This window comes from Dechloromonas sp. H13 (assembly GCF_009469615.1).
Lineage (GTDB): Bacteria > Pseudomonadota > Gammaproteobacteria > Burkholderiales > Rhodocyclaceae > Azonexus.
Genome location: NZ_SSXX01000005.1, coordinates 145529 through 167032 on the forward strand (window position 1 = coordinate 145529; position 21504 = coordinate 167032).

Genomic DNA, 21504 nt, shown 5'->3' on the forward strand with positions numbered 1-21504 from the left:
GCCCAAGCCTGCGTTGCTCGGCACCTCCCAAGGGGCCCGGAAAACCCGCCCGTGCTGAACCGGCATCGCAGCGATTTTGATTTTTGCCCATTTTTGGTGGTCGACCGCAACAGGCCGATTTTTTTCATTGCCGTTTGAGCCGAGACGTCTTTCGGGCCCCTTGGGAGGCGCTGAGCAACGCAGGCGGGCCGGGGGCAGTCGGCTGGCGTTGTTTGAGCCGCAGGCGAGTTTAGCCAGCCGCCCGGCCTGCCGAGTAGCGCAAGGTACCGGGCTTGCCCGGCGCCGACCCAGGGGTGGCCTTTTCTTTGGCTACTTTCTTTTGGCCACCCAAAAGAAAGTATGCCCGCCGGCAAGGCGGAAAACAGCGCATCAAGAAACCCGCCCGCGCGTCGGGCGCGGAACCCGACGCCTCAGAAGACCCGAGCCGAGCGTTAGGCACGGAACGCCAACCAGAATCATCCCCTCCCACGTTCCACGTGAAACGCCGTCCAGCGTTTCTCCACCCCGACGATCAGCGCGCAGAGCCAGGCGAAGGCGAAGATTTCGCCCCATTCGGCGATGCCGATCGGCGCCGTGTGGAAGGCGGCGTTGAGCGGTGGCCAGTAGGTGAGCAGCAGCTGGAGGACGGCCATCGCCGTCAAGCCGCCCCAGAACCACGGGTTGGTGAACAGGCCGACCTGCCAGAAGGGGCGCGTCAGCGAGCGGCAGTTGAACAGGTAGAGCATTTCGACCAGCACGAAGACGTTGACCGCGACCGTCCGTGCCTCGGCCAGCGTGTGCCCCTGTTCCAGTTCGCGCAGGAAGAGGCCGAAGGCGCCGCCGAGCAGGAGCAGCGAGACCAGCACGATGCGGCGGATCAGGGCGCCGTCGAGTACCGGCGTCGCCAGCCGGCGCGGCGGGCGGTTCATGATGCCGCGCTCGATCGGCTCGAAGGCCAGCGTCAGGCCGAGCAGCACGGCAGTGGTCATGTTGATCCAGAGAATTTGCAGCGGCGTGATCGGCAACGTGGCGCCGAAGACGATGGCGGCGACGATGACCAGCCCCTCGCCGAAATTGGTCGGCAGGGTCCACGTGATGAATTTGACCAGGTTGTCCCAGACGCCGCGCCCCTCCTCGACCGCCGCCTCGATGCTGGCGAAGTTGTCGTCGGTGAGCACCATCGCTGCCGCTTCCTTGGCCACCTCGGTGCCGCCCTGCCCCATGGCGATGCCGATGTCGGCCTGCTTGAGCGCCGGCGCGTCGTTGACCCCGTCGCCGGTCATCGCCACCACCTCGCCGCGTTCCTGCAGGGCGCGCACCAGGCGCAGCTTCTGTTCCGGTTCGACGCGGGCGAAGACGTCGATTTCGTGTGCTGCCGTGGCCAGCGCCGCGTCGTCGAGCGCCGCCAGTTCGCGGCCGGTCAGCGCCCGTTCGCCGGGGATGCCGATCTGGCGGGCGATGGCCAGTGCCGTCGTGGCGTGGTCGCCGGTAATCATCTTGACCCGGATGCCGGCCGAATGGCAGTGGCGGATCGCCGCGACCGCCGCCGGGCGCGGCGGGTCGATCATGCCGACGAGGCCGAGCAAGGTCAGGTTGTCGATGCCGGTTGCGGTCAACGGCGAATCCGGGGCCAAAACCGCACGCGCCAGCAGCAGCACGCGCATCCCCTGGCCGGCCAGCGCCTGCGCGGCGGCCTCGACGGCGGCCGGGTCGAGCGGCGCCGGACGGCCGTCGGCGGCGAGCCGGTCGACGCAGCGCGGCAGCAGGCGTTCGAGGGCGCCCTTGACGTAGACGACGCATGCGCCGTCGGCCGCGTGCGCGGTGGCCATGAACTGGCGGCCGGCGTCGAAGGGCAGCTCGTCGCGGCGCGGGTACAGGGCGCGCAGCGTGTGCTCGTCGAGCCCGCCCTTGCGCGCGGCGACCAGCAGCGCTGCCTCGGTCGGATCGCCGGTGATCTTCCAGTGGCCGCCCTCGTGGCGAAGGCTGGCGTCGTTGCACAGGGCGCCGGCGACCAGGCACTCGCGCAGGGCGCCGGCGACCGGCACCGGCTGGCCGGCGAAGTCGATGGCGCCTTCCGGCCGGTAGCCGTGGCCGGCGACCGCGCACACGCGGCCATCGGCGACCAGGGCGCGCACGGTCATGGCGTTTTCGGTCAGCGTGCCGGTCTTGTCGGAACAGATGACGGTCGTGCTGCCCAGCGTCTCGACCGCTGGCAGGCGGCGGACGATGGCGCGCCGCCGCGCCATGCGCGCGACGCCGATCGCCAGGGTGACGGTGACCGCCGCCGGCAGGCCCTCGGGAATGGCGCCGACGGCGAGCGCGACGGCGGCCATGAACATGTCGAACGCCGCTTCGCCGCGCGCCAGCCCGACGCCGAAGGTGAGCACGGCCAGCCCGCCGATGGCCCACAGCAGCCACGTCGAGAAGGTCGCCATCTTGCGCGTCAGCGGCGTCGCCAGCTCGGGGGCGGCGGCCATCAGGTCGGCGATGCGCCCGGTCTCGGTGGCGTCGCCGGTGGCGGTGACCAGCCCGGTGCCCTGCCCGGCGACCACCGTGGTGCCGGCCCAGGCCATGTTGGCGCGTTCGGCGAGCGGCGTGTCGGCGGGCAGCGCCGCGCTGTGCTTGGCGATCGGCAGCGATTCGCCGGTGAGCAGCGAATCGTCGGTGTGCAGCTCCCGGCCGTGCACGAGCCGCAGGTCGGCCGGCAGGCGGTCGCCGGCGGCCAGCAGCACGACGTCGCCGGGCACCAGCTCGTGCGCCGCCAGGCGGCGGCGATGGCCGCCGCGGCGCACCGTGACCGGCATCGCCACGCTCCTGGCGAGCGCTGCCAGGGCGCCCTCGGCCCGCGCTTCCTGCCAGTAGCCGATGACGGCATTGACCAGTACGACGCCGAGGATGACGCTGGCGTCCACCCATTCGCCAAGGCCGGCGGTGATCCCGCCGGCAGCGATCAGCACGAGCACCAGCGGCTGTTTCAGCTGCTCGGCGAAGCGCCGCCAGGGCGGCTTGCCCGGCCGTTCGCTCAGGCGGTTGGGGCCGTGCCGGCGCAGGCGCGTGGCGGCTTCCACCTCGCTCAGCCCGGCGCCGCTGCCGACGCCGAGTCGCGCCTCGGCCTCGGCCGGGGCCAGCGCGTGCCAGTTTACGTCCGGCGGCTGCTCAGCAGCAGGAAGGGCAGGGTCAGGAAGGGCCATAGGGTCGCCACCCAGCGGGTCAGGCCGTTGAAGTTGAGGAAGTGCCCCTGGCGCCAGACGGCCAGCGCGGCGGCCGAATACGGGTTGGGCGGCGCCAGGTTGACCAGGATGGCGCCGGCCATCAGGGCCAGCGCCGCCAGCATCAGGCGCGCCGTGGCCGGCAGCACGATGGCGGGAATCAGCCCGATGGCGGCCATCGTCAGGCCCATCCGGGCGCCCGGCGTCAGCCACGCGAAGGCGTCGCCGGGGCTGTCGAGAATCGCCGTCGCCAGGGTGCGGACCAGCAGGCCGAGCAGGATGAAGAGCGGTACCGCGAGATAGGCGAAGGCGATGCGCGCGCACAGCAGGCGTACGATGAGGCCGACCGCCAGCGCGTTGAAGGCGGTGATGCTGGCCTCGATGAGGACGAAGCTCTCGGCGGCGAACGGCACGGCGCCGCTCAGGCCGAGCAGTTGCCGGAGGTCGCCGGCGCCGAACAGCAGCGTTTCCGGCGAGAGCGGGATCAGCAGCCAGAGCCCGAGCAGGGTGAGGCCGAGTTCGGCGTGCGGGACCGGCGCGATCAGGCGCGCCTGCAGGCCGGCGATGCGGTTGAAGATGCGCGGCCCGACCAGTTGCGCCCAGAGCGCGCCGAGCAGGCCGCCGAGGGCGTTGCAGGCGAGGTCGACGTTCGACGGCACGCGCGACGGCAGCCAGGTCTGCGCCGTTTCGAGCCCGAAGCTGACCGCGCCGGCGAGCACGACCGCCAGCACAGGCGCCGTGAAGCGGCCCGGCAGGCGGTAGAGCGCGAGAGTCAGGAAGAAGCCGAGCGGGACGTAGACCGCGACATTGGCGGCGAGGTCGAAGACCGTCCAGTAGCGCGGCCAGCCGCCTTCAAGAAAGGCGAGGGGCGAAACGCCCTTGTCCAGCCAGCCGGAAAACGGGTGCAGGCTGCCATAGACGACCAGGCCGAGCCAGGCCAGCGCAAGGTAACGGGCGAGAAGAACCGGGCCTCGGGAGTCCATGGCCCGATTGTATGTCAGTGGTGATGCGGGTGTTCTGCCGCGTGGTGGGTTTCGGCGGCGGCGCGGTGGTGCAGCGCGGCGTGGATGTCCGCGGCCGGGGTGGCGTGGCCGACCCATTGCGGCAGCAGCGAACCGGCGACCATGCCGAGCATGCTGACGCCCAGCCCGATCAGCTGCGGCGGCACCAGGCTGGCCTCGCCGACCAGCAGTTCGACCAGGATCCACGCGGCGAGGCCGCCGAAAATGGCGGCCAGGGCGCCCTGTGTCGTCGCCCTCTTCCAGAAGGCGCCGAAGAAGAGGGGCACGAAGGCGCCGGCCAGTGTCACCTTGTAGGCGTTCTCGACCATCTTGAAGATGCTGGCGTTGGAATAGAGCGCGAAGCCAAGGACGACGGCGGTGAAGCAGACAATGGTGATGCGCATGACGCGCAGGAACTGGTGGTCGCCCATGCCGGGAAAGAAGCCGCGCACGATGTTTTCCGAAAAGGCGACCGACGGCGCGAGCAGGGTCGCCGACGAGCAGCTCATGATCGCCGAGAGCACGGCGCCGAAGAAGATGGCCTGGGCGAAGACCGGTGTGTGCTGGAGGACCAGCGTCGGTAGGACCAGCTGCGAGTCGCTTTCGAGCAGGCCGGTGAACAGCTCGGGATCGATCAGCGTTGCCGAATAGGCGATGAACATCGGAACGAAGGTGAAGCAGAAGTAGATGGTGCCACCGAGGATCGAACCCCAGATCGCGATGGTCGCGGTCTTCGCCGAGGTGATGCGCTGGAAGACGTCCTGCTGCGGGATCGAGCCGAGCATCATGGTCATCCAGGCACCGAGGAAGGTCAGCCATTGCCAGGGGTCGGGCGGCGGGAAGAAATCGAGCTTGCCGGCAGCCGAGGCGTGATTGACCACCAGTTCCACCCCGCCGGTGAGGCCGGAGACGATGTAGCCGATGTACAGCATGCCGCCCATGATGACGCCCATCTGGACGAAATCGAGGATGGCCACCGACAGCATGCCGCCGAAGGTGGTGTAGGTGAGGACGATGGTGGCGCCGAGGATCATGCCGGCGGTCTGGTTGACGAAGCCGTTGGTGACGACGTTGAAGACCAGCCCGAGCGCCTTGATCTGCGCCGACACCCAGCCGAGGTAGGAGGCGACGATGCACAACGTGGTCAGCACTTCCACGGTGCGGTTGTAGCGCAGGCGGAAATAGTCGCCCAGGGTCAGGATGTTGAGCTTGTAGAGTTTTTTGGCGAAGAAGAAACCGGCGATGATCAGGCACAGCGACGAGCCGAAGGGATCGGCGACGACGCCGCGCAGGCCGTCCTTGACAAAGGTGGCGGAGACGCCGAACACCGCCTCGGCGCCGAACCAGGTGGCGAACACGGTGGCGGTGACGACCGGCAGCGGCAGGTGGCGGCCGGCGACGGCGAAATCCTTGGCCGTATGCACGCGGGTGGCCACGTAGAGGCCGATGCCGATCGACAGCATCAGGTAGAGAACGACGAACCAGATCAGCATCTTGCGCCGCCCGGAGGCAAGGGGTTGAAAACGCGGGAATTATAAGGCTGTTGCGCTGCAGCAGCGATGCCTGCCGGCGGCATCGTCCCGGCCTGGCGCGGGCGCCAGCGGCGGCCTGCTGCGGTCGACCGGCCAAAAGGGGCGAAATCCGTGCCCGCCCGCGCTTGCCAAGCGACGGGAATCGCTATACTGTGTTTATACACAGTAATTGGCGCTGCCCATTGCCGGTTTTACCCGGGTCGGGAATTCGCGCCGGCACCGCAGCAATTTCTATTCCATCCCCTGGCCCCTGTGCCATAATCCCGTCAAATTTCCGAGGTACCTCCATGGACGACAACAAGGCGAAGGCGCTCGCAGCGGCGCTGCAACAGATTGAAAAGCAGTTCGGCAAGGGCTCCATCATGAAGATGGGCGACGCCGAAATCGACGAAGGCATCCAGGTCGTGTCGACCGGCTCGCTCGGTCTCGACATCGCGCTCGGCGTCGGCGGCCTGCCGCGCGGCCGCGTCGTCGAGATCTACGGTCCGGAATCCTCGGGCAAGACCACGCTGTGCCTGCAGGTCGTCGCCGAAATGCAGAAGTTGGGCGGCGTCGCCGCCTTCATCGATGCCGAACACGCCCTCGACCCGCAGTACGCCCAGAAGCTCGGTGTCAATGTCGGCGACCTGCTGATCTCGCAGCCCGACACCGGCGAACAGGCGCTGGAAATCGCCGACATGCTGGTGCGCTCAGGCTCGGTCGACATCATCGTCGTCGACTCGGTCGCCGCCCTCACTCCGCGCGCCGAAATCGAAGGCGAAATGGGCGACCAGATGGTCGGCCTGCACGCCCGCCTGATGAGCCAGGCCCTGCGCAAGCTGACGGCCAACATCAAGAAGACCAACACGCTGGTCATCTTCATCAACCAGATCCGCATGAAGATCGGCGTCATGTTCGGCTCGCCGGAAACCACCACCGGCGGCAACGCGCTCAAGTTCTACGCCTCGGTGCGCCTCGACATCCGCCGCATCGGCTCGATCAAGAAGGGCGACGAGGTGATCGGCAGCGAAACCAAGGTCAAGGTCGTCAAGAACAAGGTCTCCCCGCCCTTCCGCGAAGCCATCTTCGACATCCTCTACGGCGAGGGCATCTCGCGCCAGGGCGAAATCGTCGAAATGGGCGTCGCCCACAAGTTGGTCGACAAATCCGGCGCCTGGTACGCCTACAAGGGCGAAAAGATTGGCCAGGGCAAGGACAACGCCCGCGAGTTCCTCAAGGCGCATCCGGAAATCGCCCAGGAGATCGAGGCCGGCATCCGTGAGGCGGCCAGCACCACCGTCATCAAGCCGGTCAAGGCGGCAAAGGTCGATGCCTGATTCGTCCGCCGCGCTGCGGGTCGCCGCCCTGCGGCTGCTGACCCGCCGCGATCACAGCCGGGCCGAGCTGAAGGCCAGGTTGGCCGCGCAGGCGGAGTCGGCGGAGCTGCTCGATGCGGTGCTCGACGCCCTGCAGGCCGAGCGCCTGCTGTCCGACCACCGCTACGCCAGCCAGCGCGTCGCCGCGCGCGGCAGCCGTTACGGCAATGCCCGGCTCAGGCAGGAGCTGAAGCAGCAGGGCGTCGCCGACGACGACATCGCCGCGGCGCTGCCCGAGGCCGGCGACGAGACCGAGCGCTGCCGGGCGATCTGGGCGCGCAAGTTCGGTCAGGTGCCGCAATCCGCCGAAGAGCGGGCCAAACAGATGCGTTTCCTGCAATATCGCGGCTTCTCCGGCGAGGCGATTCGCCAGGTGATGCGCGGAGGCGATGAATGAGCGATTCCCGGGTCTCGACCCTTTCCGCGCACAACCTGCGCAAGAAATACAAGGCGCGCACCGTCGTCGAGGATGTCTCGTTCGAGGTGAAGAGCGGCGAAGTTGTCGGCCTGCTCGGTCCCAACGGCGCCGGCAAGACGACCTGCTTCTACATGATCGTCGGCCTGGTGCCGGCCGACGGTGGTGAAGTCCATATCGACGATGCCCGGCTGACCCATCTGCCGATGCACAACCGGGCGCGCCAGGGGCTGTCCTACCTGCCGCAGGAAGCCTCGGTCTTCCGCAAGCTGAACGTCGAGGAAAACATCCGCGCCGTGCTGGAGCTGCTGAATCTGCCGCCGGCGGAAGAAAACGACCGCCTCGAAGGCCTGCTTGCCGAGCTGCACGTCGACCATGTGCGCCACATCAACGCCGCAGCGCTTTCCGGCGGCGAGCGGCGGCGGGTGGAAATCGCCCGCGCGCTGGCCACCAATCCGCGCTTCATCCTGCTCGACGAGCCGTTCGCCGGGGTCGACCCGATCGCCGTGCTGGAAATCCAGAAGATCATCCGCTTCCTCAAGGAACGCGGCATCGGCGTCCTGATCACCGACCACAACGTGCGCGAGACGCTCGGCATCTGCGACCACGCCTACATCATCAACGCCGGCAACGTGCTGGCCGCTGGACGGCCGGCCGAAATCGTGGAGAATGAAAGCGTGCGCAAGGTCTATCTCGGCGAGCATTTCAAGCTGTGATGCCGAGGCCGCGTACCGACAAGCGATGAAGCCCGCACTCCAGTTAAAACTCTCCCAGCACCTTGCGCTGACGCCCCAGCTGCAGCAGTCGATCAAGCTCCTGCAGCTGTCGACCGTCGAGATGCAGCAGGAAATCGAACGCTACCTGCTGGAAAACCCGATGCTGGAACGCGACGACGAAGGGCCGGCCGAATCCTTTGCCGCCGCCCAGCAGTTCGACGCCCCGCGCAGCGAGGCGGCCGAGCGCGGCGAGCAGGAGTCCCAGGACGACCGGGCGGCGCGCGACGAGCGCGAACAGGCCGTGCCGGAGACCCCGACCGGCGTCGATGACGACCGCTGGGCCTCCGATGCCGGCACCTTCACCGGCGCCGGCCGCGACGAGGACGACGACAGCGATGCCCAGGACATCCACGCCAGTACGCCGACCCTGCGCGACCACCTGACCTGGCAGCTGGGGATGACCCAGCTTTCCGAGCGCGACCGCAGCCTGGTGCGCTTCCTGATCGAGGCCCTGGACGACGACGGCTATCTGTCGACGCCCCTCGAAGAGCTCTGGGAAACCCTGCCGCCGGAGTACGAAATCGAACCCGAGGAGCTGGAGATCGCCCTGCGCCACATCCAGAGCTTCGACCCCACCGGAATCGGCGCGCGCAGTCCGCAGGAATGCCTGGCGCTGCAGCTCCGCGCCCGGCCGGCCGACGAACAGTGTCCGCTGGCCCTGCAGATTGTCGAGAAGCATCTCGAACTGCTGGCCGCGCGCGATTTCGTCAAGATCAAGCGGCTGACCGGCTGCGACGACGAAGCCCTGAAGGAGGCGCATGCGCTGATCGTCAGCCTCGACCCGCGGCCCGGCGCCCGCTTTGCGCAGCTCGAGGCGCGCTACATAACGCCCGACGTCATCGTCAAGAAAATCAAGGGCAAATGGACGGCCTACACCAACCCCGACGCCTACCCGCGGCTGCGCATCAACCGCCTGTACGCCGAAGTGCTGGCGCGCCAGCGCCGGGGCAACGGCAACCTGACCGGCCAGCTGCAGGAAGCACGCTGGCTGATCAAGAACGTCCAGCAGCGTTTCGAGACCATCCACCGCGTCACCCAGGCCATCGTCGACCGCCAGCGCCAGTTCTTCGAGCACGGCGAGGTGGCGATGCGGCCGCTGGTCCTGCGCGAGATCGCCGACATTCTCGGCCTCCACGAATCGACCGTGTCGCGCGTGACCAGCCAGAAATACATGGCGACGCCGCGCGGCATCTTCGAACTGAAATATTTTTTTGGCAGCCACGTGTCCACCGATACCGGTGGCGCCTGCTCTGCCACCGCCATCCGCGCCCTGATCAAGCAGCTGATCGGGGCCGAGGACGGCAAGAAGCCCTTGTCGGATAGCCAATTATCCGAAATACTAGGCCAGCAGGGAATCGTTGTCGCCCGACGCACGGTGGCAAAATACCGCGAGTCGCTCAACATCCCGCCGGTCAATTTACGCAAGACCCTGTAGAGAGAGGAGAAAAAATGAATCTGCAGATCGCTGGTCACCATATCGAAGTTACGCCGGCATTGCGCGAATACGTGGAAAACAAGCTGGATCCCGTGGTTCGCCATTTTGACAAGGTTACCGGTGTCAACGTCGTGCTGTCCGTTGAAAAGCTGAAGCAGAAGGCCGAAGTGACCGTCCATGTGCCCGGCAAGGACATGCATGTCGAGGAATCGGGTGACGATCTCTACGCCGCCATCGATGCGATGTTCGACAAGCTGGATCGCCAGGTCCAGAAATACAAGCAGAAGTTGCAGGACCACCATCGCGGCGACAAGGTAGCCAACCACGTCGCCGGCTGATCGCCGAACGGCCGCAGCCTTGATCGCTGCGGCCTTGTTTTTTGTCCCCTATGAACCCATTGACCAACATCCTGTCGGCCTCGCAGGTGCTTCTCGACCTCGACGCCAGCAGCAAGAAACGGGTCTTCGAGCAAGCCGGCATGCTCTTCGAGAGCCATCTCGGCCTTGCCCGCTCGGTTGTCTTCGACAGCCTGTTCGCCCGTGAAAAACTCGGCTCCACCGGCCTCGGCCAGGGCATCGCCATTCCCCACGGCCGCATCAAGGGTCTCAAGCACGCGGCCGGTGCCTTCCTGCGCCTGGCGACGCCGGTGCCCTTCGATTCGCCCGACGGGCGCCCGGTCAACCTGCTGTTCGTGCTGCTGGTCCCGGAGCAGGCGACTGAGGAGCACCTGCAGATCCTCTCCGAGCTGGCCCAGCGTTTCTCCGAGCGCCCCTTCCGCGAAGCCCTGCTGGCCGCGCCCGACTCCGCTGCCATCGTCGCCCTCTTCCGGTCCTGAATTTCCCCGTGGCGCGCCACATCAGCCTGATCCAGCTTTACGAGGACAACCGCGAAAAGCTGATGCTCAACTGGGTGGTCGGGCAGCGCATCGACCGCCGGATCGAAATCAAGCTGTCCAGCAATTACGGGGCAGATGTCGTCGGCCATATCAACGTGATCCACCCCGAGCGCCTGCAGGTCATGGGCCAGGCCGAATACGAATGGGTCATGCGCATCGGCGAGCGCCGCTTCGGACAGCTCTTTCAGGAATTGCTGCAGGCCGAGCCGCCGGCGGTCATCATTGCCGACGGGCTGAAGCCGCCCGAGGTCATGCTCGCCGCCTGCGCGGCCAGCGACACGCCGGTCATCCTGTCGCCCAGGCCGTGCTCGGCGGTGATCGACCTGCTGCGCATCTACCTTTCCGCCCGCCTCGCCGATACCGTCAACCTGCATGGCGTGTTCATGGACGTGCTCGGCATGGGGGTGTTGATCACCGGCGATTCCGGCGTCGGCAAGTCCGAACTGGCGCTCGAGCTGATTTCCCGCGGTCACGGCCTGGTGGCCGACGACGTCGTCGAAATGGGCCGCATCGCGCCGGCGACGGTCGAGGGCCGCTGCCCCGGCATGCTGCGCGATTTTCTCGAGGTGCGCGGTCTCGGCCTGCTCAACATTCGCACCATCTTCGGCGAGACCGCCTCGCGTCGCAAGATGAAGCTCAAGCTGATCGTCCACCTGCAGAAGACCGCCAGCAGCGGCGATGCCCCGCGCCTGCCGCTCGACGCGCAGACCCAGGAAGTGCTCGGGGTGCCGGTGCGCAAGGTGGTGATTCCGGTGGCCGCCGGGCGCAACCTCGCGGTGCTGCTCGAGGCGGCGGTGCGCAATACCATCCTGCAGCTGCGTGGCATCGACAGCATGCAGGATTTCATGGATCGCCAGCAGCGCATGATGCTTGACGATGACGCCTGAATGCCAGATAGTGCGCTGGCCTTTGATCATTCACCACCGAGGGGACAAACCATGAAGACCTTGATTGCCGTATTGCTTGCGGCTTTTGCCGCCACTTCCGTGTACGCCGCCGACGACTGCGAGGCGAAGGCCGCCGAGAAAAAGCTGGCCGGTGCCGCCAAGACCAGCTTCATGAAGAAATGCCTGGCGGACGCCCAGGGTTCCGGCAGTGCCTGCGAGGCCACGGCCGACCAGAAGAAGCTGGCCGGCGCGGCGCGCAGCAGTTTCATCAAGAAGTGCGAGGCTGACGCCAAGGGCAGCCAGGCCGGTGCCGCCTGCGAGGCGGCGGCTGCCGAGAAGAAGCTGGCCGGCGCCGCCAAGAGCAGCTTCATCAAGAAGTGCGTGGCCGACGCCCAGGCAGCCAACTGAATTTCGGCGATTTCCGGTCGTCGACCGCAACGGCCGCCCGAGGGCGGCCGTTTTTCATGGTGCCGGCTTGTCTGTCGATCAGAGATGTTCGAAGTCGGCGAAATCGGCTTTCGGGTCGCTCGCCGAGGCGCCGAACGATATCCGGCCGTTGCCCTTGAGTTCGATTTCGCGCCGCCGCAGCAGGACTTCGCCCTGGCTGCCGATGGTCAGGAAGCTGCCGTTGGTGCTGCTGTCGACGTAGTAGTAGCTGTTGTTGCGCCGTTCGATCCGCCCGTGCTGGCGCGAGGCCTTGCGGTCGACGATGACCAGCTTGTTCGACGGGTCGCGGCCGAGGGTCAGGAGGGGCGATTTCTCGTCGAGCAGAAAGGCGTTGCCGCGGTAGCGAATGCACAGGCGGTCGACATCCGCCAGGAACTGGCTGGGCGTCGGATCGACGGCGATGTTGTCGTGCTTGCGCTGATTTTCTTCATTGGCCAGCCAGTCGATTTCGGCGAGATCGAAGGTGGTTTCGCCCTCCTTCAGGCTGCCGAGGTCGGGCATCGGACGGCTGAGGATGGGTGTCCGCTTGGGCAATTCGGCGATCAGCAGGGAGCTGGCGAGAATCTGGTCGATGCGCGCCTTGCCGGCGATGCGGCCGGTGCTTTCGATGGCGGAACCTTTGATCGTGTCCTTGCCGACGGCGATGGAGCCGACATGGAGGCCGATGCGGATGGTCAGCTTGAGGCCGGACACCGGGGGCAGCTTGGACACCCGCGACTGCATGTCGATCGCGGCATGGCAGGCCTGCTCCGCCGACTCGAAGGTGGCCAGCAGACCGTCGCCCGAAACCTCGACCGCCTGTCCGCCATAGCCGGCGATGGCGCGTTCCATGCGCTTGAGGCAACGCTCGACGGCATAGGATGCTTCGGTATCTCCCAGGCGTTCGAACAGTCGGGCGCTGTCCGATACGTCGGCGAACATCACGATCAATCTGCGTTGCGTATCAGTCATCACGTCAAGGTCCGGTAGAAGCTGCGAATTATCGCACTCTCCGGGCGACTGGACCAGCTTCAATGCACCTTTGCGGCTTGCGTGGCCAAGCATGGCATTCTCCGGGATGGGGTTGGGTCGATCATGCATTCAGTATAGGGAACGGCCGACTTCACAAGACGTGAGGTTTTTCACATGCCCATGAATTCCCGGGAAAAATTTCCACCAGTGGGTGTCGTTTCCGGGCCTGGCGCAACAGCGATCGGCACGCCGCCGCGCAACGGCATCTCGGGTTCGTCGAAGGCGATGTCGCCCTCGTCCACCGGCGTCTCCAGCGTCAGACCGGGAAAATCGAACAGCATGTTGTCGGCCAGGTGCGAAGGCACGACATTCTGCATGGCGGTGAATACCGCTTCGGTGCGCCCCGGGTACCTGCGATCCCAGTCCTCCATCATTGCCCGGATCTTCTGGCGCTGCAGGTTTTCCTGCGACCCGCACAGATTGCAGGGAATGATCGGGAATTCCATGCCGCGCGCGAAGCGGGCGATGTCCTTTTCCGGGCAATAGGCGAGCGGCCGGATGACGACGTGTGCCTTGTCGTCGGTGACCAGCTTGGGCGGCATGGCCTTCAGCTTGCCGCCGAACAGCATGTTGAGGAACAGCGTATGGACCATGTCGTCGCGATGGTGGCCGAGGGCGATCTTGTTGGCGCCCAGTTCCTTGGCCGTCCGGTAAATGATGCCGCGGCGCAGGCGCGAGCAAAGCGAACAGGTGGTCTTGCCTTCGGGGATCTTGTCCTTGACGATCGAATAGGTGTCGGCCTCGACGATGCGGTAGTCCACCCCCAGCGAATCGAAATAGCGCGGCAGGACGTCGGCCGGAAAACCGGGCTGCTTCTGGTCGAGATTCATCGCGATCAGGCGGAAGCTGATCGGCGCCCGCTGCTGCAGGGCGAGCAGGATGTTGAGCAGCGTGTAGGAATCCTTGCCGCCGGAAACGCAGACCAGGACGGTGTCGCCGTCCTCGATCATTTTGTAGTCGCCGATCGCCTTGCCGACGCGGCCTTCGAGGAATTTCCGGAGCTTTTGCAGGGTGTTCGAGGTTTCCATGGCGATTTTCGTTGCCTTCCGCGGTCGACCGCGGAAAAGGGCGAAGTTTACCGCGAGACGGCGATAATTTTCCGGCGCAATGCCACGGCGACCGCTAAAATCGTCTTCTTTCCGGAAATACCATGACTCTCCCCCAACCTTCTCCCGAAGCCGCAGCCCACAGCCGGGCCCTGGTCGCCGCGATCGCCGGCGAAATCGGCGCCGCCGGCGGCTGGATTTCCTTCGCCCGCTTCATGGAGATGGCCCTCTATCAACCGGGTCTCGGCTACTACTCGGCGGGCGCGCGGAAATTCGGCGCCGCCGGCGATTTCGTCACCGCGCCGGAAATGACGGCCTATTTCGGCCGTGCGCTGGCGCGCCAGGTCGCCCAGGTGACGGCCCGGTCGGCGCCGCACGTGCTCGAGGTGGGGGCCGGTTCCGGCCGTCTGGCCGCCGATCTTCTGCTCGAACTCGAACGCCTCGACGCCTTGCCGGCGCACTACGACATCCTCGATCTCTCCGCCGATCTGCGCGAACGCCAGCGGGCGACGCTGGCCGCCGCCGTGCCGCACCTGCTGGCGCGGGTGCGCTGGCTCGATGCCCTGCCGGAAGCATTCGCCGGGGTCGTCGTCGCCAACGAATTGCTCGACGCCATGCCGGCCCACGTCGTTGCCTGGCGGGAAGACGGGATTGTCGAGCGCGGGGTCGGGCTGGACCGGCAAGGCGGTTTCACGTGGAACGAGCGACCGGCGGCCGGCGCGCTGCTGGCGGCCGCGCAGGAAATCGGCCGCCAGTGCCGTCTGCCGCCCGGCTACGAAAGCGAAATCAGCCTGGCGAACCGTGCCTGGGCCGCCGAATGGGGCCACCGCCTGAAACGCGGCGCCCTGCTCCTGATCGACTACGGGTTTCCGCGCCGCGAGTTCTACCACCAGCAGCGCGGCCGCGGCACGCTGATGTGCCACTATCGCCACCATGCGCACCCCGATCCCTTCTACCTGCCCGGCCTGCAGGATGTCACGGTGCATGTCGATTTCACGGCCGTGATCGCCGCCGCCGATGCGGCCGGGCTCGATCTCCTGGGCTACGCCAGCCAGGGCCAGTTCCTGCTCAACTGCGGCATTCTCGACCTGCTGGCGGCGCAGCCCGCCGATACACCGGATTACATCCGCGCTGCCGGCGCCATCAACAAGCTGCTGATGCCGCACGAGATGGGCGAGCTGTTCAAGGTCATCGCCATCGGTCGCGGCATCGAGCAGCCGTTGTGCGGCTTCGCCAGCGGCGACCAGAGCCGCCGTCTATAGGTTACTCATGCGCCACTACCCGCTCTCGTTCATCGTGCTCACCACCCTCGGCATCCTGTGCGCCGTTCCCGGCCTGCTCAGCGTCGCCGGCTTCGGCGCCCTGCTGCATCCGGTCCTCGATGACCCGATGGCCGGCCTGGCCTTCATCGTTTCCGCCGTCGCCCTGATCGGCTCGGGCGCCTTTCCGCTGGTGATCGAGAAGCTGAAGGAAAACGAAGGGGAGTGAGGCCTCAGCGGGGGGCCTGGCCGAGCGTCGCCTTGACCGCTTTGACCAGCCCGGCGATGCCGTCGCGCTGCTGTGCCCAGAAGTGGTCGGCGTGCGCCGGGGCGGCGAGGGTCGGCGACTGGACCCCGGTCGCCGGCAGTTCCTCGCCCAGGTACTGGGTGCCGAACAGGCGGTCCCAGATCGGGAAGAGAATGGCGAAATTGCAGCCGAAGCGGAAATTGCGGCCCGGCGGCAGGTCGACCGCATGATGCCAGCGGTGGTAGCGCGGGCTGACCAGCAGGCGTTCGCCGAGCCAGCCGAAGTGTAGCCGGGCGTTCACGTGCGACAGGTTCTCGACGATGCGCACGGCGACCATGAGGCCGACGAAATGTCCGGGCGGGACGCCGATGCAGAGCGCGATCAGGGCGAACCAGGCGCCGCCGATCAGGTCGTCGAGCAGATGGTTGCGGCTGTCGGTCCACAGCGACATCTGGCGCTGGCTGTGGTGGATGGCATGCAGCGCCCACCACCAGCGGAAGGTGTGCGCCAGGCGGTGGCGCCAGTACTCGGCGAAATCGAGGATGACCAGATAGACGACGAAGCTGACCAGTGGATAATTTTCCAGCGAGGGAAAGGCATCCTCGAGCTGCGGCGGGATGATGTCGTGGAAGCGCAGCCAGCTTTCGAGATGGAGGAACAGCGGGCTGAGGAGCGCGAAGACCGCCAGCGGAACGATGCCGAGGCGGTCGAGGAAGGTGTAGAGGACGTCGACGCGCACCGCCTTGCGGTCCGGCCAGCGCTCGATGGGGCGGAAATGCTCGAGCGGACGCAGCAGCATGTAGGCGATGCTCAGCTGCAGGACACCGTAGAGAAAGAATTCGACGCCGTCGAAAGCGACCTCCAGGTAGCTGCCGAGTCCCAGCGCCAGCAGCGGCGGCTGCACGATATGCTCGAGCAGCCAGCCCTGGATCAGCACGAAGGTGTCGAGGAATTGCTGGACCATGTTCTATCTGCCCACCGTACCGGCGGCCGGCGCCAGCGTCGCAAAGCAGAAGCCCCGGGCCTGCAGGCGGTCGAGCAGTTGGTCGAGCGCCGGCGCGAACGGTTCCTGGCGCGACCAGATGCCGAGGTGGGCCATGACGATGTCGCCGTCCTTGAGATTGCCCACCGCGCGGTCGACCAGCAACTGATTCGGATAGGTTTCGGAAGGGAGTTCGTCGCCGAGGAAGCCGGCCGGCGCCCAGCCGACATGGCGGTAGCCGCAGGCCTGCGCGGCCTTCAGCGTCGCCGGCGTGGTGCGCCCGCCGGGGGCACGCCACAGCGGGTCGAGGGGGCGGCCCGTGAGTTCCCGGAAGCGGGTGTCGGGCTGGCGGATCTCGGTGCAGATGGCATCGGCACCGAGATTTTCCGTCTTGCCGTTCATCAGCCGGTAGCGGGTCTGCCCGCCGCTGTCCTGGCGGAAGCTGCCATGTCGCCAGGTATGGCTGCCGAAGGCGTGGCCCTCGGCCACCCGCGCCTGCCAGTAGGGCGCCCAGCTCTGGTCCAGAGCATGGTCGCCGCGCAGGGTCTTCTCGTTGGCGACGAAGAAGGTGGCCCTGGCCTGGTGCCTGGCCAGTATCTCGGCGATCAGTTCGGCATGCCGCATGTTGCCGGTGTCGAAGGTCAGGTACAGGCGGCCGCTGCAGGCGGCGTGTGCCATGCCGGCCGTCGCGGCGAGCAGAGCGGCGAAGGCCAGGCGGCGCAACGGCTGACGGGCGCTCATTTGCGCGGCGCGTGATTCAGGAAGAACACCCCGTGCGGCGAACTGCCGACCGGGATCGAGGTCTTCAATGTCTTGCTGATCAGGTCCACCACCTGGACGCGCCGTCCGAAGCGGGCGGTTGCCCACAGCTCCTTGCCGTCGGCGCGGACTTCCATGTCGTCCGGGCCGCCCGGCACGTCGTACTTTTCGACGACGGTCATGGTCTGAGTATCGAGCAGCGAAATGCTGCCGCCGCTCACCGAGCGATTCGAAACGAAGTAGTGACGTCCGTCGCCGCGCGGGTGCAGGTTGTGGGCGGCGGTGTCGGTCGGCACCTTCTTCACCGTCTTCTGCGCCTTCCAGTCGATCACCTCGACATAGCCCTCGCCCATGATGGCGACCAGGAGATGGCGGTTGTCGGGGGTCATGACGATCCCTGCCGGGGTCGGGCCGACCGGCATGACCCATTCGGTCTTTTGCGTCTTCAGGTTGATCGCCATCACCTCGTTGGAATCCTGCAGGGTGATGAAGACGTACTCGTTGCCGGCGTCGAAGGCCATGTGCGACGGAGTGCGCGGCGCATGCAGACGCGCCTTGAGCCGGAAATCGGCGGCGTCGTAGAGGTCGACGCGGTCGAGGCGCAGCGAGTTGCTGACGAACCACTTGCGGTCGGGCGAGAAGCCGATCTGGTAGGGGTCGGAAATGTTGCGGATGCGCTTCTGTTCCCGGCCGGTCAATGGATCGAAGAAGACCAGCTGGTTGGAGGCCGAGCAGGCGACGATGACCGACTTGTCGTCGGGCGACGGCATCAGGTGGTGCGGCTCCTTGCAGGCCACCGCCTTGCCGACCACCTTGTAGGTTTCGGTGTCGATCAGGCTGATCGTGCCGTCGGCGGAATTCAGCGCGATGGCAAGTCCGGGGGGAGCGGCGAGGCCATCGCCGGCAGCGACAAACAGCGGCAGGCAGGCGAGAAAGGCGGCGAAGCGGGTCTGGCTTAGGAAACGGGCGAACATGGCGATAGTCGAGTGCGACAGCCGATCCGGCTGCCGCCCGCTATTATGCCTCGCGCATCACCCGCCAGTACTGGAATTTTAGGGTTGCCGCGGCGCCGGCGACGATCGCCAGGAAGGTGACGATGGAGCCGAGCGCCAGCGTCGAGAAGCCGGTGATGCCCTGCCCCACCGTGCAGCCCATCGCCGTCACGCCGCCGAAGCCCATCAGCGCGGCGCCGAGCAGGTGGCTGGCGGTATCCTCGACGCTGGCGAAGCCCTCCCAGCGGAAACTGCGGGTCAGCAGGGCCCATGCGCCGGAACCGGCGATCACGCCGAGCACGGTGGCGATGGCGAAAGTCATCTTGCGGCTGGTGTCCGACCACAGCATCAGCAGTTCCAGCGCGTAAGCCTGCGGCGCGACGAAGGTCAGCGATTCCATGCGCCCGCTGTTGGTGGCGATGAAGGCTTCCTCCAGCGTCTCCGGGTGCTCCGGCAGGTAGCCGAGGTGGCCGCTGACGTACCAGGCGGCGACCACGGCCAGCCCGGTGCCGAGGCCGCCGAGCAGGTTGTCGAGCGTCCAGAATTCGCGCCGGAACAGGCTGAATGCGGTCAACCCGCCGCCGATGGCGAGAACCGCGAGCAGGAAAGCCGTTTGCGGGTCCATGCCGGCGGCCGTCAGCAGCGCTGGCACGTCCTGCCCGCCGGGGAAGGAGAGGGCCGCCTTTTCCAGCACATTGACGCGGAAGACGCCGAAGACCCCGCGCATGGTCATGTAGGCGACGATGCCGAGGACCAGGAAGACGATCACCGACTTCAGGTTGCCGCTGCCGATGCGGATAAGCGTCTTCGAACCGCAACCGGAAGCGAGCACCATGCCGATACCGAAACAGAGGCCGCCGACGATGTAGGAAAGCCAGGTGAAGTTGGGCGTCCGGTAGATCGATTTGCCGAGGTCGATCAGGCCGGCCGCATGCAGCGCCGCCGAACCGAGGATCGCCACGCCGATGGCCAGCAGCCACATGCGCATGCGGTTCCAGTCGCCCATGTTCACGATGTCGGACACGGCGCCCAAGGTGCAGAAATGGGTTTTCTGGCCGATGGCGCCGAAGACGAAGGCGACGGCGAAGGCGAGCCAGAGAATGGTGTTGGCTGAAACGGCGGATTCCATCAGCGGAGGACGTAGGCGGTGGGGTCGGGAACGCTGGCGGCGGCGAAGCCTTCGGCGCGCAGTCGGCAGGAATCGCAGACGCCGCAGGCGCGGCCGTCGGCATCGGCCTGGTAGCAGGATACGGTGAGCCCGTAATCGACGCCCAGCCGGCTGCCGGTGCGGATGATGTCGGCCTTGGAAAGGTCGATCAGCGGCGCGTGGATGACCAGCCGGGCGCCTTCGACACCGGCCCGCGTCGCCAGGTTGGCCATTTTCTCGAAGGCCGCGATGTATTCCGGGCGGCAATCGGGATAGCCGGAATAGTCGACCGCATTGACTCCGACGAAGATGTCGCGGCTGCCCAGCACCTCGGCCCAGGCTAGGGCCAGCGACAGCATGATGGTGTTGCGCGCCGGCACGTAGGTGACGGGAATGCCGGGCTGGACGCCGGCGGTGGGCACGGCGATGCGGGTGTCGGTCAGCGCCGAGCCGCCGAACTGGGCGAGGCCGAGGCTGAGGACGCGGTGTTCGACCGCCCCCAGCGCCTGCGCGACCCGCGCGGCGGCCCGCAGTTCGGCGTTGTGCCGCTGGCCGTAGTCGAAGGACAGGCAGTAGCAGGCGAAGCCCTGACTGCGGGCGATGGCGAGGCAGGTGGCGGAATCGAGTCCGCCGGAGAGGAGAACGACTGCAGGCTTCATCATGGGGCGCGAATATACCCGATTACGCCTTGGATTGCGTCGCTATCTGCTTGTTCCGGCGCTGGAAATGCCCGGCCCGGCAGCCCCCTATTTTCCCTTGGCGTTGCCCCACAACAGCTTGTGCAGCTGCAGCTGGAAACGCACGTCAAGGCCGTCCTCGAGGATCCAGTCGGCCAGCGCCGTCGGGTCGACCAGCCCTTGCGCGGGCGAGAAAAGCACCGGGCAGCGCGCGTTCAGGCGCTGTTCGCGCAGCATGGCGCGCGCCCATTCGTAGTCGGCGCGCGAAGCGATGACGATCTTGATTTCGTCGCGCGCGGTCAGCGCCGCCAGGTTTTCCCAGCGGTTCCTGTCACATTCGCCGGACCCCGGCGCCTTGAGGTCCATGATGCGCGCCACGCGCGGGTCGACCGCGGCGATGTCGAGGGCGCCCGAGGTTTCCAGCGAGACGTCGTAGCCGGCGTCGCACAGCGCGCCCAGCAGCGCCAGGCATTCCTTCTGCGCCAGCGGCTCGCCGCCGGTGACGCAGACCTGGCGCGCCGGGTACTTCGCCACCTCGGCCAGCACCGCAGCGACCGTCGCCGGTTCGCCGCCGGTGAAGCTGTAGGTGGTGTCGCACCAGACGCAGCGCAGCGGGCAGCCGGTGAGGCGGACGAACACCGTCGGCAGGCCGACGCGCGATGCCTCGCCCTGCAGCGAGAAGAAGATTTCGGTGAGACGCAGCGCCAACTACTTTTTCTTCAGGCGATCACGCGCGGTATCGGCGGCCGGCGCATTCGGGTACTTGGCCACCAGCGTTTCCAGCGAGCGCTTCGCCGCCGTCGGATTGCCCATCTCCTGCTGGCAGGTCGCCATCGCCAGCCACGAATCCGGCGCCTTGGCACTGTCGGCGTATTTGGTCGTGACCACCGAATGCGCCTCGATCGCCTTGGCGCAGTTGCGCTGGGCGATGAAGGCGTTGCCCAGCCAGAACTGGGCGTTCGGCGCCAGCGAGCTGTCCGGGTATTTCTGGACGAAGGCGGAAAAGCCCCAGGACGCTTCCTTGTACTTGTTGGCTTTGAAGTTGTTCAGCGCGGCCTCGTAGTCGCGCGATTCCCTGGCCGGGTCGCCGGCGCCCGCCGAATTTGCCGCATTTCCGCCGTCGACCGCAGCAGACCCGCCGGCGCCCTGCGGTTCGAGCTTGCGCAGGCGGGTGTCGAGGTCGAGATAGAAGTCCTGCTGGCGCTTCTTGGCGGTTTCCAGCTCGTAGGTCAGTGTTTCGACCTGGCCGCGCAGGCGGGCGATTTCCTCCGACTGGCGCGAAAGCTGGTTGGCGAGGTCGAGCTGGGTCTTGCCCTGCTGATCGAAGCGCGCCTCGTTCTTGATCGTCAGATCCTTGATCTGGCGGCGCGCCTCTTCGTCGTCGAACATGCCGGCCTGGGCCGAGGCGGCGCCGAGCGCGGAAAGCAGGAGGGCGATGCGCAGGGCACGCATG

The 21504-nt window shown here is 66.8% G+C and carries 22 protein-coding genes; 10 read left to right on the plus strand and 12 right to left on the minus strand.

Annotated features, from left to right (window positions below; genetic code table 11):
- Positions 1–455: 455 nt before the first annotated feature.
- Genes GH660_RS12650 through GH660_RS12660 form a run of 3 tightly spaced genes read right to left on the minus strand, consistent with a single transcriptional unit; the run spans position 456 to position 5682 of the window.
- Positions 456–3170: an HAD-IC family P-type ATPase gene (locus GH660_RS12650; RefSeq protein WP_153147027.1), complete on the minus strand. Its 2715-nt coding sequence runs from the start codon at positions 3168–3170 to the stop codon at positions 456–458.
- Positions 3119–4171, minus strand: coding sequence for a VanZ family protein (locus GH660_RS12655; protein WP_153147028.1), 1053 nt, complete (start codon positions 4169–4171; stop codon positions 3119–3121). The genes GH660_RS12650 and GH660_RS12655 overlap by 52 nt, the downstream gene beginning before the upstream one ends.
- A 14-nt stretch (positions 4172–4185) precedes the next feature.
- The gene (locus GH660_RS12660; RefSeq protein ID WP_153147029.1) at positions 4186–5682 is read right to left on the minus strand and encodes a sodium:solute symporter family protein; all 1497 of its coding nucleotides are present in this window, start codon (positions 5680–5682) and stop codon (positions 4186–4188) included.
- 326 nt (positions 5683–6008) lie between these two features.
- Between GH660_RS12660 and recA the strand changes: the two genes are divergently transcribed.
- The 8 genes from recA to GH660_RS12700 are packed head-to-tail and all read left to right on the plus strand — an operon-like array spanning position 6009 to position 11892.
- Positions 6009–7037 (plus strand): recombinase RecA, encoded by a 1029-nt coding sequence (gene recA, locus GH660_RS12665; RefSeq protein WP_153147030.1) that lies wholly within the window; start codon positions 6009–6011, stop codon positions 7035–7037.
- Positions 7030–7473 carry a recombination regulator RecX gene (gene recX, locus GH660_RS12670; protein WP_153147031.1) on the plus strand — a complete coding sequence of 148 codons (444 nt, stop codon included), beginning with the start codon at positions 7030–7032 and terminating at the stop codon, positions 7471–7473. The genes recA and recX overlap by 8 nt, the downstream gene beginning before the upstream one ends.
- On the plus strand, positions 7470–8207 hold the full coding sequence (lptB, locus tag GH660_RS12675) for an LPS export ABC transporter ATP-binding protein (protein WP_153147032.1): 738 nt from the start codon (positions 7470–7472) through the stop codon (positions 8205–8207). The genes recX and lptB overlap by 4 nt, the downstream gene beginning before the upstream one ends.
- A 25-nt stretch (positions 8208–8232) precedes the next feature.
- Positions 8233–9702: an RNA polymerase factor sigma-54 gene (locus GH660_RS12680; RefSeq protein ID WP_153147033.1), complete on the plus strand. Its 1470-nt coding sequence runs from the start codon at positions 8233–8235 to the stop codon at positions 9700–9702.
- A 14-nt stretch (positions 9703–9716) separates the two neighbouring features.
- Positions 9717–10040 (plus strand): ribosome-associated translation inhibitor RaiA, encoded by a 324-nt coding sequence (gene raiA / locus GH660_RS12685; protein WP_153147034.1) that lies wholly within the window; start codon positions 9717–9719, stop codon positions 10038–10040.
- Between the two features lie 50 nt (positions 10041–10090).
- A complete protein-coding gene (gene ptsN / locus GH660_RS12690; RefSeq protein ID WP_153147035.1) occupies positions 10091–10537 on the plus strand; it encodes a PTS IIA-like nitrogen regulatory protein PtsN in 447 nt (148 codons plus the stop codon).
- An 8-nt stretch (positions 10538–10545) separates the two neighbouring features.
- Positions 10546–11484, plus strand: coding sequence for an HPr(Ser) kinase/phosphatase (hprK, locus tag GH660_RS12695; RefSeq protein WP_153147036.1), 939 nt, complete (start codon positions 10546–10548; stop codon positions 11482–11484).
- A gap of 51 nt (positions 11485–11535) precedes the next feature.
- Positions 11536–11892: a PsiF family protein gene (locus GH660_RS12700; RefSeq protein WP_153147037.1), complete on the plus strand. Its 357-nt coding sequence runs from the start codon at positions 11536–11538 to the stop codon at positions 11890–11892.
- Positions 11893–11970: 78 nt separating this feature from the next.
- On the opposite strand, the gene GH660_RS12705 is transcribed toward GH660_RS12700, so the two are convergent.
- Positions 11971–12882, minus strand: a complete 912-nt coding sequence (locus tag GH660_RS12705) for an adenylate/guanylate cyclase domain-containing protein (RefSeq protein ID WP_194266314.1) — start codon at positions 12880–12882, stop codon at positions 11971–11973.
- A 170-nt stretch (positions 12883–13052) separates the two neighbouring features.
- The gene (gene ttcA / locus GH660_RS12710; protein ID WP_153147039.1) at positions 13053–13970 is read right to left on the minus strand and encodes a tRNA 2-thiocytidine(32) synthetase TtcA; all 918 of its coding nucleotides are present in this window, start codon (positions 13968–13970) and stop codon (positions 13053–13055) included.
- A gap of 122 nt (positions 13971–14092) precedes the next feature.
- On the opposite strand from ttcA, the gene GH660_RS12715 reads away from it, so the two are divergent.
- The gene (locus GH660_RS12715) at positions 14093–15250 is read left to right on the plus strand and encodes a class I SAM-dependent methyltransferase (protein ID WP_153147040.1); all 1158 of its coding nucleotides are present in this window, start codon (positions 14093–14095) and stop codon (positions 15248–15250) included.
- A gap of 7 nt (positions 15251–15257) precedes the next feature.
- Positions 15258–15476 (plus strand): hypothetical protein, encoded by a 219-nt coding sequence (locus GH660_RS12720; protein ID WP_153147041.1) that lies wholly within the window; start codon positions 15258–15260, stop codon positions 15474–15476.
- A 4-nt stretch (positions 15477–15480) separates the two neighbouring features.
- On the opposite strand, the gene GH660_RS12725 is transcribed toward GH660_RS12720, so the two are convergent.
- The 7 genes from GH660_RS12725 to ybgF form a co-directional block, all read right to left on the minus strand.
- Positions 15481–16458, minus strand: coding sequence for a sterol desaturase family protein (locus GH660_RS12725; protein ID WP_153147042.1), 978 nt, complete (start codon positions 16456–16458; stop codon positions 15481–15483).
- Between the two features lie 3 nt (positions 16459–16461).
- Positions 16462–17217, minus strand: coding sequence for a polysaccharide deacetylase family protein (locus tag GH660_RS12730; RefSeq protein ID WP_153147043.1), 756 nt, complete (start codon positions 17215–17217; stop codon positions 16462–16464).
- Positions 17214–18209 carry a YncE family protein gene (locus GH660_RS12735; RefSeq protein WP_153147044.1) on the minus strand — a complete coding sequence of 332 codons (996 nt, stop codon included), beginning with the start codon at positions 18207–18209 and terminating at the stop codon, positions 17214–17216. The genes GH660_RS12730 and GH660_RS12735 overlap by 4 nt, the downstream gene beginning before the upstream one ends.
- Positions 18210–18252: 43 nt before the next feature.
- A complete protein-coding gene (locus GH660_RS12740; RefSeq protein WP_194266315.1) occupies positions 18253–19356 on the minus strand; it encodes a YeeE/YedE family protein in 1104 nt (367 codons plus the stop codon).
- On the minus strand, positions 19356–20036 hold the full coding sequence (queC, locus tag GH660_RS12745) for a 7-cyano-7-deazaguanine synthase QueC (RefSeq protein WP_153147045.1): 681 nt from the start codon (positions 20034–20036) through the stop codon (positions 19356–19358). Before queC ends, GH660_RS12740 begins: the two co-directional genes overlap by 1 nt.
- Before the next feature lie 84 nt (positions 20037–20120).
- Positions 20121–20759, minus strand: coding sequence for a 7-carboxy-7-deazaguanine synthase QueE (queE, locus tag GH660_RS12750; RefSeq protein ID WP_153147046.1), 639 nt, complete (start codon positions 20757–20759; stop codon positions 20121–20123).
- On the minus strand, positions 20760–21503 hold the full coding sequence (gene ybgF, locus GH660_RS12755; RefSeq protein WP_153147047.1) for a tol-pal system protein YbgF: 744 nt from the start codon (positions 21501–21503) through the stop codon (positions 20760–20762). It lies immediately after the preceding gene.
- Position 21504: the final 1 nt, after the last annotated feature.